The sequence below is a fragment of the Falsibacillus pallidus genome, assembly GCF_003350505.1.
Taxonomy (GTDB): Bacteria; Bacillota; Bacilli; order Bacillales; family DSM-25281; genus Falsibacillus; species Falsibacillus pallidus.
Genome location: NZ_QQAY01000001.1, coordinates 488368 through 505111, shown reverse-complemented (window position 1 = coordinate 505111; position 16744 = coordinate 488368). Strand labels below are relative to the sequence as shown.

The window sequence follows — 16744 nt, the reverse complement described above, 5'->3', positions numbered from 1 at the left end:
GGTCATTAATACTAAATCTGTAATTAGAGAAAATAATCAAATAAGGAGGCTTCATACGTGAGAAAATCATTATTTCGCGAAGAATGGAAAGCCATCTTCACAAAGAAGAAGTTCCTTATCTCCATGATTGCCATATTATTCATTCCAATCATGTACTGCGGTGTTTACCTTTGGGCGTTTTGGGATCCATACGGCCATTTAGATAGACTCCCTGTCGCTATTGTCAATGAAGATAAAGGTGCTGAGATGGAGGGGGAAGCTCTTCATTTAGGGGATGACCTGGTAGATAAATTAAAGGAAAATGATAAATTTGATTTTCATTTTGTCAGCAAGGAGTCAGGCTATAAAGGGCTTGAAAGAGAGAAATATTACATGCTCATTCAAATCCCTGAAAATTTCTCGGAAAATGCCACTACTCTGATGGATGAAAAGCCTAAAAAACTGACATTAAAGTATGTTCCGAACCAAGGCTATAATTTTATTTCTTCACAAATAGGGGAATCAGCCATGAAGGATATAAAGGCTGAATTGTCTAAAGAAGTGACAAAAACGTACGCGGAAAGCATCTTTGATAACATTAAAAAACTGGGCAATGGGTTAGAAGAGGCAAGTGAAGGTTCTCAAAAACTTGATGACGGCGCCCATAAAGTTTCTGATGGAGCCGAGAAGCTGAAACAGAACCTGGAGATGCTTGCGGGGAAATCGGTGGAATTTACGACCGGAGTATCTAAATTGAAATCCGGCGCCAATGAACTTGCCAAAGGTTCCGATTCCCTTGCTGCTGGACTTGGCAAATTATCAGAGGGCCACAGCCAGCTGCTGAAAGGTGCAAAAGACGCACAGGCAGGTTCTGAAAAATTAGCAGAAGGTGCACAAAAATCCCAGGCTGGCCTTCAAAAAGCGGATGAATCCATGGGACAGATTGTCGCAGGATCCAACCAGCTTAGTGCAGGTGCTGACAGCCTTGCAGAGAATCTTAAGAAATTGGAAGCAGGCGCTGGCCAAACTTCAAATGGCGCCAAGCAGCTTGAAACGGGAATCAGTACTTTACAGGAACAATTGAATGCATTGATGCCGATGCTTCCAGATGATCAAAAAGCAAAACTGCAGGGTGCATTGGCACAGCTGCAAGCAGGCAGCAAGTCATTGTCAGCCGGCACGAACCAGCTTCAAGGTTCTGCAGGACAGCTTTCAACAGGAGCATCAACGATTGCTGATAAGATGAAACAGCTTAATGCTGGGCAGCAGCAATTAAAAAGCGGGTTAGATCAATTATCCGCCGGCTCCGGCCAGCTTGCAAAAGGTGCCAATGATCTGGCTTCTGGACAAAGCAAGCTTGTAGATGGCATGGGTGTTTTTGGCGGCAAGCTGAATGAAGCGAAAAATGGCGCAGATAAGCTTGCACAGGGTGCAGGACAGCTGGCAGGCGGAATGAATCAATTATCATCTGGTTCCAATCAGCTGACAGATGGAGCCCAGAAGCTTGCAGATGGATCCAAAGATTTATCGAATGGAACAAACGATCTTTCAGAAGGTACGAAAGAACTGCATGATAAATTGGCAGAAGGTGCGGATGACGCAAATTCTGTAAAAGCGGACAATGACACTTACGATATGATGGGTGAACCGGTTAAAGTAAAGAAAAACGGAATCAATAAAGTACCTAACTACGGTACTGGATTCGCTCCGTATTTCATCTCATTGAGTTTATTTGTCGGGGCTCTGGTCCTTTCAATCATATTCCCTCTAAGGGAACCAGCAGGAAGACCAAGAAACGGCTTCAGCTGGTTCATCGGAAAATTTGGGGTCGTTGGCATCGTCGGAATCATTCAATCCTTGATTGTCGATGCAATCCTGCTTTACGGACTTGATTTGAAAGTGGAGAGTATCCCATTATTTGTAGTGGCTACGATAGTTACGAGTATCGCTTTTATCTCCATTATTCAATTCCTGGTTACTGCTCTTGGGGATCCGGGAAGGTTCATCGGAATTATTGTCCTGATTCTTCAGTTGACAACCAGTGCCGGAACCTACCCGCTTGAAACTATCCCGAAACCATTGCAGCCGATTCATTATCTGCTGCCGATGTCTTATTCCGTGCAGGCATTCAAAGCTGTTATTTCAAGCGGCGACTTTGCCTACATGTGGACGAATTTGAACATGTTGTTCATTTATATTGCAGGCTTCCTGCTTCTGTCATTGATTTACTTCCTGGCTACATTCAGAAGAAAGTTCAAAAACGGCAGTTTGGAAGAAGCAGCAGAATAAAAAAACTGGCCAGTGCAGATGGTGCACTGGCCAGTTTTTGTTTTTTGTTGATTTAGTTAAGCTTTTTGATGGTATCAATGATTTCATCATATGGAACGTCTTTGTTCCCTGCGTAATTTTTCTCCAGGATTTCTCCTTTTTTATTGATGATATAAAAGGAAATTCCGTGAATTACCTGGTCACCGCTATCCGGTTTCTTGACGAAAGCACTGAAGTTGTCTTTGGCAAATTGTTCAATTTTATCTTGGGAGTATCCCGTTAAAAAGTGCCATTTTGAAAGGTCGCCATCATATTTTCCTGCATATTCTTTAAGGGCTTCAGGCGAGTCCACCGCAGGATCGACACTGAAAGATACAAATTCCACATTATCGAGCCCTTCTTCTTCGACTTTCTTCTGCAGTTCACTCATGTTATGGGTCATTGGCGGACAAATGGTTGTACAGCTTGTAAAGACAAAGTCAGAGACCCAGATTTTCCCCTTTAGATCTTTTAAGCCGAATTTTTTGCCGTTCTGATCAGTAAATGTAAAGTCCTCTACTTTTTTCGTTGTTTTGGGAGCTGAAGAACATCCCGATAGAACCAGAATGAAAACAGCTGTGATTGCAATAAGCAAGCGGAGTTTTTTTACCATATGTACCTCCAAGAAATGATTTCATATACTACATCCCATTATAACCGAACAAAGGGAAGTTACTGAAACAGAGGAAGAATGTTCTAGAAAAATTCACAAAAGAAAAGCCTGCCCTAAGGCAAGCTCAATAAGTAATATTCATACTACAGTTCACTGATCCCCATACACTTGTCACATTTATTGCCGTAGCATTCATGCTGTTCATCCATCTGCTGCCCGCATTCGGAGCAGTTTTTGGCAGGGAGATTTTTAAAGAATTCCAATACATTATGAAGCATCTTCATCATCCTTCCTGGAATTTGTTATAATACTGTTCTTATTTTATTATATTGTATTATAACAGTTTTATTCTGGTCAACAATAATTGGTATCTTTTTGCGATAGGATGAAAAAATAGGCATATTGGAGGAAATGTCATTATATTTCGGCTAAAATAAAGATGGAGGGGATTTATTTGGAACTGACGATTGTAGGACACTGGGGAGGCTATCCAAAACAGAATGAAGCGAGCACAGGGTACTTGCTTACACATGAGGGTTACCATCTCTTAATTGACTGTGGAAGTGCAGTATTGTCTCAGCTTCAGAATTACATACAGCCTGAAATGGTGGATGCTGTGATCATTTCACATTATCACCCTGATCATATTGCAGATATAGGTGTGCTGCAGCACGCACTTTTAATTAATAAATTTTTGGGAAAGAATAATCGGAATTTATCGATATACGGACACACTGAAGATGATCAAGCATTCCGTGGTTTGTCGTTTAGGGATGTAACGAAAGGGGAGGCATATGACCCTTCCCAGTCGATAAAAATCGGACCGTTTACGATCAAGTTTTTAAAAACGATTCATCCGGTCCCGTGCTATGCCATGTGTATCGAAGCGGGCGGCAAAAAGTTAGTATACACCGCTGATTCATCATTCCAGGAGTCATTCATTCCATTTTCAGAAAAAGCGGATGTGCTGCTTTGTGAATGCAATTTTTATGGAGAGATGGATGGATCTTCAGCAGGACATATGAATAGCCGCGATGCTGGAAATATTGCGGAAAAAGCGGATGTGTCCAAGCTTATTCTGACTCATCTGCCTCAATTCGGAGATCTCACTCAGCTCGTTGACGAGGCGTCCGAGATATTTAGCGGGGAAGTCATGCTTGCAGCCGCTGGTTTGAAGATAACGATTTAGAAAGTAGAGGGAAAAATCATGCTTTTTATTGATAATCAAGGAATTACCGATCCAAGGATCAATCTGGCCATCGAAGAGTTTGCCGTTAAACATTTGGATATTGATGAAACGTATTTACTGTTTTATATCAACAGACCATCAATCATTATCGGTAAGAATCAAAATACAATCGAAGAAATCAATACGGACTATGTTGATAAAAACGGGATCATTGTGGTTCGCCGGCTTTCCGGAGGGGGAGCGGTATACCACGATTTGGGCAATCTGAATTTCAGCTTTATCACCAAGGATGACGGTGAGAGCTTCCATAATTTTAAGAAATTCACAGAGCCGGTTGTCCAAGCACTTAAAAATCTAGGGGTCAATGCTGAGCTTAGCGGCCGGAATGATATCTTAGCCGAAGGCAGGAAAATTTCCGGCAACGCTCAGTTTTCCACTAAAGGAAAAATGTTCAGCCACGGAACCCTTTTATTCGATTCGGAAATGGATCATGTGGTTTCTGCGTTGAAAGTAAGAAAAGATAAAATTGAATCAAAAGGAATTAAGTCCATCCGCAGCAGGGTGGCGAACATATCAGAGTTCTTGGAAGAAAAAACATCAATCGAGGAATTCCGTTCTTTGATCCTTAAGAACATTTTCGGCGGAGAGGATAAAATCCAGGAATATAAACTGACCGAACAGGATTGGGAGAAGATCCACGAGATTTCGAAGGAGCGCTATCAGAATTGGGATTGGAATTACGGGAAATCCCCCAAATTCAATCTGCAGCATTCCCACCGTTTCCCTGTCGGCCAAATTGATGTACGGCTCGAAGTGAACAAAGGAAGAATTGAAAACTGCAAGATCTATGGAGATTTCTTTGGTGTAGGCGATGTTTCTGAAGTAGAGAATCTGCTTGCAGGCGTGCGCTATGAAAAAGCTGAAATCGAAAAGGCGCTTGAACCGGTCGATGTCAAACACTACTTTGGAAATATCACAAAAGAAGAGTTCATCGATTTATTGTGGTAAAATTCAATTAAAATGTACAAGTCATCATTTTAATCCAGTTTTTATATGGAGGAAATATGCTTCAAAAATTCGGTTTTACCCAGTATGAGAGCAAAGTCTATGAGGCTCTTCTATCAAGCACCGAGCCTCTTGATGCAGCCCAGCTCGTGAAATATTCCGGCGTTCCAAAGGCGAAGATATACGAAGTCCTTGGGAGGATGTCGGAAAAAGGAATGATTTTGGATTCCGTATCAGAGAAGAAAAAGCTATATATGGCATTGCCATTGGAGCTTGCCATTAAGAAGCTGACGTCTGAGTTTCAGGAAAGCATCGACCATTTAAAAGCAAATACGCCGAAAAAAACGATTACAGATGACAGGGTTTGGAGTCTGAAAGTGGATTCTTCCATTCAAGCGCAGTTCCTTGAACTTTTAGAGAAGGCAGACAGATCCATCCTTATCTCCATTTGGACCGATGAACTGGAAGCGTGTCTGCCGATTTTGGAGGAAAAGGAGCGGCAGGGTCTTCATGTCGAAGCATTGATAGTAGGAAATGCTAAAGCGGATTTGAAGAATCTGCACATTCTATCTCCGAATGAAGAACATCGGATGCTCGAAAAAAACAGGCTTCTTGTCATTGATGAAGAAGAAATTTTATTTGCAGGCGTCGAAGAGGGAGCCTGGCAGGCAATCAAAACCAAATCAAAACCGGTAGTGAAATTTTTCGCTGAGTTTTTCTACCACGATGTCGCCCTCGCAGAAATTACGAAAAGATATGAGGAAACCCTCATGTCAGATGAAGAAATCAAGAAGCTGCTGATGCGTCTTCGTTATTAGCAAAACGAAAGCGCCATTCCAATATTATGGAATGGCGCTTTTTGCTGTACATCAATTTTCACTTGTCTTTATGTTTTGCACTGGAGATCTGGAGATCGAAATCACAGCACATAAAAGGGAAAGAAGGATGAATGCCCCTCCTACGAACGCATTGTTCATCACGGATGACTGTTCAATGACAGCTCCGCCGATCAATGACCCCAACGCGATTCCGAAGTGCAGGGCCGAATTATTCAATCCTTGCTGGATATCGGCTGTTTCAGGGGATGATTCAATCAGATAGTTCTGCTGTGCAGGCGTGATCGCCCAGCTGAGCATGCTCCAAATCACCATGATGGCTGCGAATAGCGGCATGGAGAATGCCATCTTCGGCAAGATGAAGAGGACGACGGCGAAAATAGAAATGAAGGTAAGTATACTCTTCTTTGATCCGAATTTGTCTGCGGACCAACCGCCAAAACCACCGCCGAATACGGCAGAAATTCCAAAAATAAAATAAAAGATGCTGATCCACTCTGCATTTAAATTCAACGCTGTTTTTAGAAATGGAGTCAAGTAAGCGTAAAGCGTTAAATGTCCGGTTAAAAACAGAAAGGACGTGAGCTGTGCAAATAATATCTTGGAATCCTTCAGTGTCTTTAATTGCTGCTTAAGCGGGATGATGGGCTTCGGTTCGATTTTTTCTAATAGGAAGTAGACGCCTGCCATTGCCAAGACAGTCAAGAAGACAATGAATACGAATGGGCCGCGCCAGCCGAATGCATTCCCAATGACCAGGCCAATCGGGACGCCAAGCACTAATGAGCCGCTTATGCCCATGAAGATGATTCCGATAGCACGAGCCCTGAATTGTTCTTGAACGATACTCGAAGCAATCGTCACACATAACACAACCAGGAGCGAGCCGCTAGCTGCTGATATCATCCTGGAAATGAAAAGGATGGTGTAGGTAGGACTCACCATCGCTAAGATATTCCCGATTAAAAAGGAAAATAGCGTCCAGAGAAGAAGGGACTTCCTCTCAAACTTGGCTGTCATGGTCAGTAAGATCGGAGAGGCGATTGCAAAGACCAATGAATAGATGGTAATCAAACCGCCTGCTGTGCTGATCGAAATATCCAATCCATCTGCAACTAAATCGAGGATTCCTCCTACGATTAATTCAACCATCCCTGCGATAAAAGAAACGATGGCTAAAATATATACTTTGTAATTCAATGGGAGAACCCCTTTCTCTATCAAAAACTACCTTTTCCACTAGGTTACTACTACAATAGTAACCCTTTAGCGGTGTATACATCAAGTGAAAATTAATAGAGAAAAAAAGGCAAATTAGGATAGGATATTCCGCGACTTACGACAAACTTAGAAAATTTTTGAATGCCAATTTATTGAAAGAATAATATTCTTTCTATATAATATATTTTGAAAATTAAAAAATATAAATGAATGACCATTCATTCATTAAAGAAGGAGGGAGTATATGAATTTATCAAAACGGTTAAGTGAAACAGCAGCTGCACACGCAGCAAAACCAGCCTATTATTTTTTAGATCAAGCCACTTCTTACGGTGAATTAGACGGGGCTGTTACAAAGTTTGCTTCCGGTTTGGAATCTCTTGGAGTCACAAAAGGAGATCACATTGCTCTATTACTGGGAAACTCCCCGCATTTTATCATTGCGTTTTATGGTGCGATGCGTTTAGGTGCCACTGTCATTCCAATCAATCCGATTTACACTCAAGATGAAATTGGATACATATTGAATAATGGCGACGTGAAGGCCGTGGTCGCTTTGGATTTAATGGTTCCGCTAGTCGGAAAAGTGGAAGGGCTTCTGCCAAAAGTAGAGAACTATATCATCTGCCCGACTAAACAGGATTCTGCCATTGAAGAAGCGGTTGCCGCGCACCCAAAAATGAAATCGTTTTCAGAAGTATTGGAAACAGGTGCGCTTTCGTTTGAAGGGCCTGAACTGGATGAAGATGATGTTGCCGTCATCCTCTATACATCAGGTACTACAGGAAGACCAAAAGGGGCTATGCTCACTCACAAGAATCTATATTCCAATGCCAGGGATACAGGATCTTATTTGAAAATGAATGAGGATGACCGCGTCATTACGACTCTTCCGATGTTCCATGTGTTCTGTATGACAGTCGTATTGAATGCACCATTGATCAGCGGCGCTACTTTGCTGATCACTCCGAAATTCAGCCCCGCTGATATTTTCCGCATTGCTGAGAAATATCAAGCGACGGTTTTTGCCGGGGTTCCGACTATGTACAATTTTCTCTATCAATATCCAGAAGCTGATGCGGATAGCCTGAAGACTTTAAGGCTTTGCATTTCCGGCGGCGCTTCCTTGCCTGTTGCACTCCTGAAGAATTTCGAACAGAAATTCAAGGTGGTGATCTCTGAGGGGTACGGCTTGTCAGAAGCTTCACCTGTTACATGCTTTAACCCATTGGACCGCCCAAGGAAACCGGGCTCCATTGGAACCTCCATCATGAATACCAAAAATAAGGTTGTAAACGAACTTGGGGAAGAGGTACCTGTCGGGGAAGTGGGGGAATTAGTTGTCCAGGGTCCAAATGTGATGAAGGGCTATTACAAAATGCCTGAAGAGACAGAAGCTGCCATCAGGGATGGATGGCTATATACAGGCGATTTAGCCAAAATGGATGAAGAAGGCTATTTTTATATCGTCGACCGCAAAAAAGATATGGTCATCGTAGGCGGCTTCAATGTATACCCTCGCGAAGTAGAAGAAGTCCTTTACAGCCATCCTGATATTGTCGAAGCAGCTGTAATCGGTGTACCTGATCCAAACCAAGGGGAAGCGGTCAAATGCTTTGTGGTGAGCACAAACAAAGATTTGACAGAAGAACAGGTAGCCGAGTATTGCAGACAGCACCTGGCCAAATATAAACTTCCTTCCTCCATCGAATTCATCGAGGAGCTTCCGAAGAATACCACTGGCAAAATATTAAGAAGAGCGTTAAAAGATCATATCCTTCAATCTTGATAGATTAGAGCAGGCATTTTGCATGTCTGCTTTTTCTATGGAAAGTTTTGAAAGGGTTTGCATGAAAAATGTCGAATTAATAGATTGAACAAAGGAGGAGGAGTTTTAATGGAATCCATTTTATTGCAGCAAAAAAACCATATGGCAGCCGTCACAATCAATCGTGCAGATGCGATGAATGCCTTTAACTATGATACGTTATGCGAACTCGAGGAAGTAGTCGATGCGCTGAGGCTGAATCCGGATGTCCGGGTGGTGGTATTCAAAGGGGCCGGCAGCAAAGCATTCAGTGTCGGGGCTGATTTAAAAGAACGCAAGACATTGACTGAACAGCAAGTGAGACGGAATGTCTATAAAATTGGTGAAGTCTTTTCTGCTGTGGAGAAGCTTCCTCAGCCAACGATTGCTGCCATGAACGGCTATGCATTCGGAGGTGGGATGGAGCTTGCTTTATCCTGTGACTTCAGGATTGCCGTTGAAGAAGCGGTCATGGGGTTGACAGAGACAAGCCTCGGCATCATTCCAGGTGCTGGCGGGACACAGAGGCTTCCAAGGCTGATCGGAGAGGCAAAGGCACTCGAATTGATTTTAACGGCTAAGCGATTGACTGCAGAAGAAGCACTGCATTATGGAGTGGTCACTAAAGTCTGCAGCCGGGAAGAGTTTGAGAAGACGATTGCCGATTTTGCAGACAGCATGCTTGCCAATGGGCCGATTGCTTTGCAGCAGGCTAAATACGCCATCAAAAATGGAATGAATGCCGATTTGAATACCGGCCTTCAAATCGAGAGGAAAGCCTACGAAATCACGATTCCGACAGAAGACAGGGTGGAGGCTTTGCTCGCTTTCAGCGAAAAGAGGAAGCCGGTATTCAAAGGGAGATAGAATTTCATGCACAGCATTTCAATGAGTCATGCAATTGCAGATGAAATACTGAATTGGAGATATGAGCCTCCATATGACATTTACAATAACGAAAAATCAGAAGAGGCTTTTAAAGAATTTTTAGGGGGTTCCTATCAAGGCGTAATAAATGATGAAAGCACGATTATCGGTTTTTTCTGTGCGGGCAAAGCAGCACAGGTGCCGAAAGGGCATGAATATCATGTTTATCCGGATGGATACATAGATATAGGACTGGGAATGAAGCCCGCTCTTACCGGAAAGGGGAGGGGAAGCGAGTTTCTTGCATTTATCCTTGAACAGACCACACTTGAAAGCGGAAATAAGCCCTTTCGCCTTACCGTCGCATCTTTTAATGAACGGGCGATCCATCTTTATGGAAAATTTGGTTTCCGCCAGCAGCAAAAATTTGCTAATGGCCACATTGAATTTCTTACAATGGTTAAAGAAACAGAGAAAGCATGAGGCATAGTGTCCTCATGCTTTTCTTTTGCCAGAAATTGCAGGATTTTCCCTCATTGACATAAGAGCAAGCGTATAATAAAATACACTATCGCATTTTCCGAAAAATTCGAATCTATTTTTAAAGGCTGGAATGCTTATGGAACTATCAACAGAAAACGTATATGACTCTTCTTTCAGGGAAGGGATTAAAGGAGGCGTGAGCATCGCCATCGGCTATCTGCCCATTGCCCTCACATTCGGGTTGTTGGCTAAAACAACGGGGCTTTCTTTTTTGGATACGGTCATGATGAGCCTTGTCGTGTTTGCAGGTGCCTCCCAGTATATTGCGCTTAGCCTGATTGCTTTGGGGTCTGGTATATTTGAAATCATTTTCACTACATTCATTGTGAACATCCGCCATTTGCTCATGTCTGCATCCTTGAATGAAAAGGTAGAAGACGATTCTCTTCTGAAGAAAGCGGTCTATGCATTCGGCATAACAGATGAAACATTTTCTGTGGCTGCAACAAAGGAAGGAACGGTTTCAACGCGCTACATATTCGGAGTGACCTCCATTTCCTATGCAAGCTGGGTAGTCAATTCAGGCATCGGGTTCCTTATTGGTGCGAATCTTCCCCAAACGCTTCAAGAAGGCATGACGGTCGCTTTATATGCGATGTTCGTCGGACTGCTTGTCCCATCGCTGAAAACGAGCAGAAAAGTACTGTTCCTTGCATCTTTTTCAGCTGTCATCCACTCCATCCTTGCGGTCCTTTCTATCCTATCAACCGGATGGCGGATTGTAGCTGCCACCTTGCTGGCATCAGTAGTGGTTGAAGCGATTGAATATGTGATAAAAGGAAAGGGGAATCGCAATGGAGAATAAATTCATGTGGATGATCCTCGGGATGGGCCTCGTAACCTATATTCCAAGAATGCTGCCTTTCGTACTTTTTGGAGGAAAGGAATTGCCGCCATTTGTTCAAGGCGTCTTGAAAAATGTCCCTTATGCAACGCTTGGAGCATTGATATTCCCGGGAATCCTTCTGATTAAAGAAGGGGAACTTTCTTTTGGCTTGATTGGTGCAGCAGCAGCGTTCTTATTGGCATTCCTGGGGGCAAATGTCATTGTGGTGGTCATCGGGGCGATCAGTGTCCTGAGTTTATATTCATGGATCTGGTGAAGATTGGTTTTCAACCGAATAGGAGATACTTATGAAGTCTATGTACATATATAATTGTTCTAATTTCCTGCAGATGCACTACATTTAATAATGAGGACAAGGAGGGGGGAGTTCAGTTTGGTTAGAAAATGGGCATTTAATGCCGTTTTTGCTTATTTGCTTTTTGGTGTGCTGATGTATGCTTACTTGTTTTATCTGGCAGATGCATCCGTGCCGCATTCATTGAAGGGAACCAGTGTGGATCCGTCCACTTTCATGAATCATCGGGAATTGATGCTTAGCGAAGAATACTCGAAAATCAAAAATCTGCTCTTTTTTCTATCATCGCCTTATGAATGGCTGTTTTATTTCCTTGTGTTGATATTTGGGGTGTCCCGAACATTTGAAAAATGGGCGGAAAAGACGTCGCGCTTCCATATCATTAGAAGTGCTGTCTACCTGTTTTGGCTTTCACTCGCGTCCTTCATTGTTACATTTCCGCTGAGCTATTTATCACACAGCGTTTCAAAAGCCTACCACATTTCCACCCAAAACTTTCATTCCTGGATGAAGGATGAATTGATCGATTTTTGGGTGAATTTTGCTTTAATGTTTATTGTTGTGACCGTGTTATATGCACTCATGAAAAAATTCAAGAAAAGATGGTGGCTTGCTGCATGGATTTTATCCATCCCGTTTACGATCTTCATGATGTTCTTGCAGCCTGTCGTCATTGATCCACTGTACAACGATTTTTATCCTTTAAAGGATAAGCAGCTTGAAACGAAGATTTTGGAGATGGCAGCAAAGGCGGATATTCCTGCAAAGCATGTGTACGAAGTCAATATGTCAGAGAAGACGAATTCCCTCAATGCCTATGTAACCGGAATAGGATCGAATTCAAGGATTGTCTTATGGGATACCACGCTTGAAAAATTGAGCGACAAAGAAATCTTATTCATCATGGCCCATGAGATGGGGCACTATGTGGAGAAGCATATTTATTTTGGCATTGCCGGCTACTTGCTTCTATCTCTGGTGGGATTATGGATTACGGCGAAATGGATGGAAAAATGTATGGCAAGAAAGAACGAGCTGAAAGTCAAAGGGATATCCAATCTCAGTTCGCTGCCTTTGTTTTTCCTTCTCACATCCATCCTTCTTTTCGCAGCAAGTCCTTTGACCAATTGGGTATCAAGATATGAGGAGACAAGGGCGGACCGATATGCCATGGAGATGACCCATGACTCTGCATCCGCTGTCAAAACCTTTCAAGATTTGACGCGCACCGGGCTGAGTGAAGTAGATCCCCCATGGCTCGTGAAAATCTTCCGATATGGCCATCCGACGATGCGGGAGAGGATCGAGCGGGCTGACAGCTCCAAATAGACAACAAAAAAAACAACCGAATCGGTTGTTTTTTTTGCTTTTCTTATGTTCCGTATTTTTTTATCAATTGATTATAGCGGCTGGTAAGTTCCATGAATTTCTGCTCATCTTTCACATCAAGAGCTTCATTGATTGCGTTGATCAGGATCTCTTTTTCTTTGTTTAGTTGGATTTCTAAAAGGAGCATTTCGATATAAATATCTGCCACAAACGACTTTTTCAACTGATTACCTGCCATCGCACATGCCTTCATCATCTCTGAATAAGATTTGTCTTTTTTCATGACGATCACCTCGAAGCCCTTTTTATAATTATATGGAAGATGCTTTAGATATTCAACTAAATTAATTAAATTTTCTGAAAAATATTTCAGCCAGGAGGTTATATTGCGAAAAATTGGAATTTTTAGAAAAAATATGGGACAAATGGCATGGGTAGTGATATGATGGTTATTGAAAATGTTGAATTTACTAGAAGGGAGTCGAATGATGAAGAATAATAAAATCGAAGAATATGAGGTCAATTCTTCCACCATGTTCTTAAGACCTATAAAGTATGGTTCTAAAATCTACACTGAAATCTATGAGACTGATGGACAGTTCATCTCTCCATTCAAACCTTTGGAGATTATTAAAAAGAGCTGTGAGTTTTTTGGAATCAGCTACATAGAGAGGAAAGAAGGTACCAAAAGGCTAATTGGAGTATCAAAGAAGGTCCCCATCATCATAGATCCCCTGACATCAATCTACTTTTTTCCAACAGCATCCCCTACAGAGCCGCATTGCATATGGATTTCCCATGATCAAGTACAATCATATCAACAGCTCGAGGATCAATCCACATTGGTTACTTTTCAAAATGGCCTGTCTGTTTCCCTGCCGGTTTCATTAAGATCGTTTGAAGCACAATTGTTGAGAACATCCATGCTGAGGGTCAGATATATGCAGCGTGCTGAAAAAAGGGAAAATCAAATTTATTTAAAAAATCAAGAAAAGGCATCTGAAGCCTCTGAACGGAAGCAGTCATACATCTTAAGGCTGGAAAGAGAAGATAATCTTATCAAAAACAGAATCGACTGAATTCAGCCGCATCCCGTTTCATTTAGACAGGTCTTGCTGCTTTCATCCATTTTGGCTTGCCTGGACTGTTGAGTCTTTAATGAACCTCTGATAGAGATAATAGCGAAGGAGTTCTTCTGATTTATTGCGAAGACGGGGATTGAAGTAATTATGATGCTCTTCATACCCTTTGTACAGAAACAGGTACATGGTGAACGTATCATCAGTGGTCATGCGCTCAACTTTCATCTGCTGCTGTTTCATATGGCGCTTTACCGCAGCCAGATCTTTCTGAATGGCTTTCATTGTTTCTTCAATTAGTTCCAGATAGGGCTTCTTCAATTTGAAGGGGCTCTTTTCTATGATTGCTAAATCCCGGTTCAGCACAGTCAACACCATAGGAAGGTATATGGCCTGCTCAAATATATCTCTGTCGTCCTCTGGTATCCTGGTCATAAAATGACCTCCTCCTAAATCGTTAAGTTTAAAAAGAACATTTGTTCGTATTTTTATTTTAGCCGGTAGCGAAGAAAAATTCAAGGCAGTATTATCACTTTAGTTTCTCCATTTTTCTACAAAAGCACCGGGGAATTGCAAAAAACAAGCAGGGAAAATATTTTGAGTGTCGAAATATTTAAAATAAGAGCAGATTTTAAGATTCACAACAATGAAAGGTGGAGCTAAAGATGGAAAGAAAAAATGGCATATCCCCGGAAGATCTCTATGAACTGAAATCAGCGGCAGATCCAAATGTATCGCCGGACGGCACACGATTATTGTACATACAGACACACATTGACAAAGAGAAGAAAGAATATGTTTCAAACCTTTATCATCTGGATCTCCAAACAAAAGAAAGCCATCAATGGACGTACGGAAAAGACAGAGTTTCTTCCCCTAGATGGTCGCCGGATGGAAACAAGGCAGCTTTTGTTTCCAATCGATCAAGCCTTAATCAAATCTATGTCATTCCATTAGCCGGTGGGGAAGCAATGCAAGTGACAAAGTGTAAAAATGGAGCTTCCAATCCAGTGTGGTCCCCATGCGGGAAAAAGCTGGCATTCACGGTCTCGCTTGAAGACAGCGAAACATTGGAACAAGAGCCTTCAAAAGAGGCAGAAAAAAAGGAATTAGAGCCTTTGGAAGTTGAGCGCATGAAATATAAATCAGATGCTCAAGGATTTTTAAATGACCGTAAAACATACATAGCGGTGATCGATCTTGAAACATTTGAATTGAGTCAATTGACTTCAGGCAGACATGATGCACAATTGCAGTCATGGTCGCCGGATGGAAAATATATCGCTTATACATGTGATGAAGCTGAGGATAAGGATTTTTCCTTTCAAAATGATGTATTCCTTTACGAGCTGGAGAATGGGGCATCTAAAAAAGTGACGGAAGGCAGCGGGGTATATTGGCAGGCAACATGGTCGCCGGACAGTTCGTATTTAAGCTTTATCGGTCATTTGCAGGAATTTAGAAATGCCACGCATCCAAAAATCTGGCTGTACCAATTAAAAGAAGGAGAGCTGTCTTGCTTCTCTGAAGCGTTTGATGCACCAATCGGGGATCAAATGGTCGGGGATTTCCATCAAGGGGCAGCAAGTCCCGGCGTTCAATGGACAGAAGATAATGAAGGCTTTTATTTCCTTGCCACTGATAACGGAAATACAGCGATATATTATGGAAATGTATCTGGGGAAATTTATCCTTCTATTGTTGAAAACCAGCACATCTATGGATTTTCCCTTGCACCGGGCAAACATCATGGAGTAGTTGCCATCAGCACTCCAACAATGCCAGGGGAGTTGTTTGCGGTATCGCTGGATCAGGGTGGAATCGAACAGTTGACCAATGTGAATGGCGACGCCTTAGCAAATAAAGAGCTGGTCCAGGCTGAAGTGTTTGAATTTGAGGGGGCAGAGGGCTGGAAGGTTCAAGGCTGGATGATGAAGCCGGCAGGTTTTGAAGAGGGTAAGAAGTATCCAATGATCCTGGAAATCCACGGTGGTCCGCATGCGATGTATGGAAACACATTTATGAACGAGTTTCAGATTCTCGCTGCACAAGGATATGCTGTGTTATTTGTCAATCCCCGAGGAAGCCATGGATATGGACAGGATTTTGTTGATGCTGTAAGAGGGGATTATGGTGGAAATGACTACAATGACATCATGCATGGGGTGGATCACGCATTAAAGACATTTGACTTTATTGATGAGACAAGGCTTGGGGTAACAGGAGGAAGCTATGGCGGATTCATGACCAATTGGATTGTCGGCCATACAGACCGCTTCAAGGCAGCCGTGACTCAAAGGTGCATCTCCAATTGGATCAGCTTCTATGGGGTAAGCGACATCGGCTATTATTTTTCAGAATGGCAAATTGGAGCAGACTTAAATGATATCGAGAAACTGTGGAAGCATTCGCCGATTGCCTATGTCAATCAAATCAAAACCCCGCTCTTGATCATACACAGCGAAAAAGATTACAGGTGCCCGATTGAGCAGTCAGAACAACTTTTCATTGCATTGAAGAGACAGAAAAAAGAAACGAAATTCATTCGATTCCCTGAATCCAACCACGAGCTCTCCAGGAGCGGGAAACCAGCCTTGAGAATGAAAAGGCTCGAATATATCAGGGATTGGTTCAAGGACTACTTATAAAATAATCTGAAAAAAGCTGGATGCTGTTCCAGCTTTTTTTGCTGAATAAGGATTGGTGCATAAAAGATATGATATACTTCAAACATAAGAACAAGATTAAGCTTATTGAAAACAGTTCTAACAAATAGATGAGGAAAAATAGTCGTTCAATTAGCAGAGAAATTACATAATCATTGTAA

Annotated in this window: 17 protein-coding genes; 12 read left to right on the top strand and 5 right to left on the bottom strand. The window is 42.3% G+C overall.

The window, feature by feature from the left end:
- Positions 1 to 57 precede the first annotated feature (57 nt).
- Positions 58 to 2268: a YhgE/Pip domain-containing protein gene (locus DFR59_RS02515; RefSeq protein ID WP_114744049.1), complete on the top strand. Its 2211-nt coding sequence runs from the start codon at positions 58 to 60 to the stop codon at positions 2266 to 2268.
- 52 nt (positions 2269 to 2320) lie between these two features.
- On the opposite strand, the gene DFR59_RS02510 is transcribed toward DFR59_RS02515, so the two are convergent.
- Positions 2321 to 2899, bottom strand: a complete 579-nt coding sequence (locus DFR59_RS02510; RefSeq protein ID WP_114744048.1) for an SCO family protein — start codon at positions 2897 to 2899, stop codon at positions 2321 to 2323.
- A gap of 143 nt (positions 2900 to 3042) precedes the next feature.
- Positions 3043 to 3177, bottom strand: a complete 135-nt coding sequence (yhfH, locus tag DFR59_RS02505; RefSeq protein WP_114744242.1) for a protein YhfH — start codon at positions 3175 to 3177, stop codon at positions 3043 to 3045.
- 176 nt (positions 3178 to 3353) lie between these two features.
- Between yhfH and DFR59_RS02500 the strand changes: the two genes are divergently transcribed.
- Genes DFR59_RS02500 through DFR59_RS02490 form a run of 3 tightly spaced genes read left to right on the top strand, consistent with a single transcriptional unit; the run spans position 3354 to position 5911 of the window.
- Positions 3354 to 4088 carry an MBL fold metallo-hydrolase gene (locus tag DFR59_RS02500; RefSeq protein WP_114744047.1) on the top strand — a complete coding sequence of 245 codons (735 nt, stop codon included), beginning with the start codon at positions 3354 to 3356 and terminating at the stop codon, positions 4086 to 4088.
- Between the two features lie 18 nt (positions 4089 to 4106).
- Positions 4107 to 5096 (top strand): lipoate--protein ligase, encoded by a 990-nt coding sequence (gene lplA / locus DFR59_RS02495; RefSeq protein ID WP_114744046.1) that lies wholly within the window; start codon positions 4107 to 4109, stop codon positions 5094 to 5096.
- A 56-nt stretch (positions 5097 to 5152) separates the two neighbouring features.
- Positions 5153 to 5911, top strand: a complete 759-nt coding sequence (locus DFR59_RS02490) for a TrmB family transcriptional regulator (protein WP_114744045.1) — start codon at positions 5153 to 5155, stop codon at positions 5909 to 5911.
- Positions 5912 to 5962: 51 nt separating this feature from the next.
- On the opposite strand, the gene DFR59_RS02485 is transcribed toward DFR59_RS02490, so the two are convergent.
- Positions 5963 to 7129 (bottom strand): MFS transporter, encoded by a 1167-nt coding sequence (locus tag DFR59_RS02485; RefSeq protein WP_114744044.1) that lies wholly within the window; start codon positions 7127 to 7129, stop codon positions 5963 to 5965.
- 265 nt (positions 7130 to 7394) lie between these two features.
- Here DFR59_RS02485 and DFR59_RS02480 point away from each other — a divergent pair, with 265 nt between their 5' ends.
- The 6 genes from DFR59_RS02480 to DFR59_RS02455 all read left to right on the top strand — a co-directional run bounded on the left by DFR59_RS02480 (position 7395) and on the right by DFR59_RS02455 (position 12838).
- Positions 7395 to 8939 carry a fatty acid--CoA ligase family protein gene (locus tag DFR59_RS02480; RefSeq protein WP_114744043.1) on the top strand — a complete coding sequence of 515 codons (1545 nt, stop codon included), beginning with the start codon at positions 7395 to 7397 and terminating at the stop codon, positions 8937 to 8939.
- Between the two features lie 108 nt (positions 8940 to 9047).
- Positions 9048 to 9824 carry an enoyl-CoA hydratase-related protein gene (locus DFR59_RS02475; RefSeq protein WP_114744042.1) on the top strand — a complete coding sequence of 259 codons (777 nt, stop codon included), beginning with the start codon at positions 9048 to 9050 and terminating at the stop codon, positions 9822 to 9824.
- A gap of 6 nt (positions 9825 to 9830) precedes the next feature.
- Positions 9831 to 10307 (top strand): GNAT family N-acetyltransferase, encoded by a 477-nt coding sequence (locus DFR59_RS02470; RefSeq protein ID WP_245948351.1) that lies wholly within the window; start codon positions 9831 to 9833, stop codon positions 10305 to 10307.
- 136 nt (positions 10308 to 10443) lie between these two features.
- Positions 10444 to 11172: an AzlC family ABC transporter permease gene (locus tag DFR59_RS02465; protein ID WP_114744041.1), complete on the top strand. Its 729-nt coding sequence runs from the start codon at positions 10444 to 10446 to the stop codon at positions 11170 to 11172.
- A complete protein-coding gene (locus tag DFR59_RS02460) occupies positions 11162 to 11470 on the top strand; it encodes an AzlD domain-containing protein (RefSeq protein ID WP_114744040.1) in 309 nt (102 codons plus the stop codon). Before DFR59_RS02465 ends, DFR59_RS02460 begins: the two co-directional genes overlap by 11 nt.
- A gap of 117 nt (positions 11471 to 11587) precedes the next feature.
- On the top strand, positions 11588 to 12838 hold the full coding sequence (locus tag DFR59_RS02455) for a M48 family metallopeptidase (protein ID WP_211318507.1): 1251 nt from the start codon (positions 11588 to 11590) through the stop codon (positions 12836 to 12838).
- A 43-nt stretch (positions 12839 to 12881) separates the two neighbouring features.
- On the opposite strand, the gene DFR59_RS19990 is transcribed toward DFR59_RS02455, so the two are convergent.
- Positions 12882 to 13121: an IDEAL domain-containing protein gene (locus DFR59_RS19990; RefSeq protein ID WP_158538290.1), complete on the bottom strand. Its 240-nt coding sequence runs from the start codon at positions 13119 to 13121 to the stop codon at positions 12882 to 12884.
- A gap of 202 nt (positions 13122 to 13323) precedes the next feature.
- Between DFR59_RS19990 and DFR59_RS02445 the strand changes: the two genes are divergently transcribed.
- Positions 13324 to 13917: a competence protein ComK gene (locus tag DFR59_RS02445; protein WP_114744037.1), complete on the top strand. Its 594-nt coding sequence runs from the start codon at positions 13324 to 13326 to the stop codon at positions 13915 to 13917.
- 42 nt (positions 13918 to 13959) lie between these two features.
- Here the strand turns inward: DFR59_RS02445 and DFR59_RS02440 are convergent, their stop codons facing one another.
- Entirely contained in the window at positions 13960 to 14352 is a 393-nt protein-coding gene (locus DFR59_RS02440) for a YhjD family protein (protein ID WP_114744036.1), read from the bottom strand.
- 230 nt (positions 14353 to 14582) lie between these two features.
- Between DFR59_RS02440 and DFR59_RS02435 the strand changes: the two genes are divergently transcribed.
- Positions 14583 to 16565: a S9 family peptidase gene (locus tag DFR59_RS02435; RefSeq protein ID WP_114744035.1), complete on the top strand. Its 1983-nt coding sequence runs from the start codon at positions 14583 to 14585 to the stop codon at positions 16563 to 16565.
- Positions 16566 to 16744 lie beyond the last annotated feature (179 nt).

Coding starts and splice junctions, on each gene's coding strand:
- DFR59_RS02510 (WP_114744048.1), bottom strand. CDS start 2,899: ATGGTAAAAAAACTCCGCTTGCTTATTGCAATCACAGCTGTTTTCATT.
- yhfH (WP_114744242.1), bottom strand. CDS start 3,177: ATGCTTCATAATGTATTGGAATTCTTTAAAAATCTCCCTGCCAAAAAC.
- lplA (WP_114744046.1), top strand. CDS start 4,107: ATGCTTTTTATTGATAATCAAGGAATTACCGATCCAAGGATCAATCTG.
- DFR59_RS02490 (WP_114744045.1), top strand. CDS start 5,153: ATGCTTCAAAAATTCGGTTTTACCCAGTATGAGAGCAAAGTCTATGAG.
- DFR59_RS02480 (WP_114744043.1), top strand. CDS start 7,395: ATGAATTTATCAAAACGGTTAAGTGAAACAGCAGCTGCACACGCAGCA.
- DFR59_RS02475 (WP_114744042.1), top strand. CDS start 9,048: ATGGAATCCATTTTATTGCAGCAAAAAAACCATATGGCAGCCGTCACA.
- DFR59_RS02470 (WP_245948351.1), top strand. CDS start 9,831: ATGCACAGCATTTCAATGAGTCATGCAATTGCAGATGAAATACTGAAT.
- DFR59_RS02465 (WP_114744041.1), top strand. CDS start 10,444: ATGGAACTATCAACAGAAAACGTATATGACTCTTCTTTCAGGGAAGGG.
- DFR59_RS02460 (WP_114744040.1), top strand. CDS start 11,162: ATGGAGAATAAATTCATGTGGATGATCCTCGGGATGGGCCTCGTAACC.
- DFR59_RS19990 (WP_158538290.1), bottom strand. CDS start 13,121: ATGAAAAAAGACAAATCTTATTCAGAGATGATGAAGGCATGTGCGATG.
- DFR59_RS02445 (WP_114744037.1), top strand. CDS start 13,324: ATGATGAAGAATAATAAAATCGAAGAATATGAGGTCAATTCTTCCACC.
- DFR59_RS02440 (WP_114744036.1), bottom strand. CDS start 14,352: ATGACCAGGATACCAGAGGACGACAGAGATATATTTGAGCAGGCCATA.
- DFR59_RS02435 (WP_114744035.1), top strand. CDS start 14,583: ATGGAAAGAAAAAATGGCATATCCCCGGAAGATCTCTATGAACTGAAA.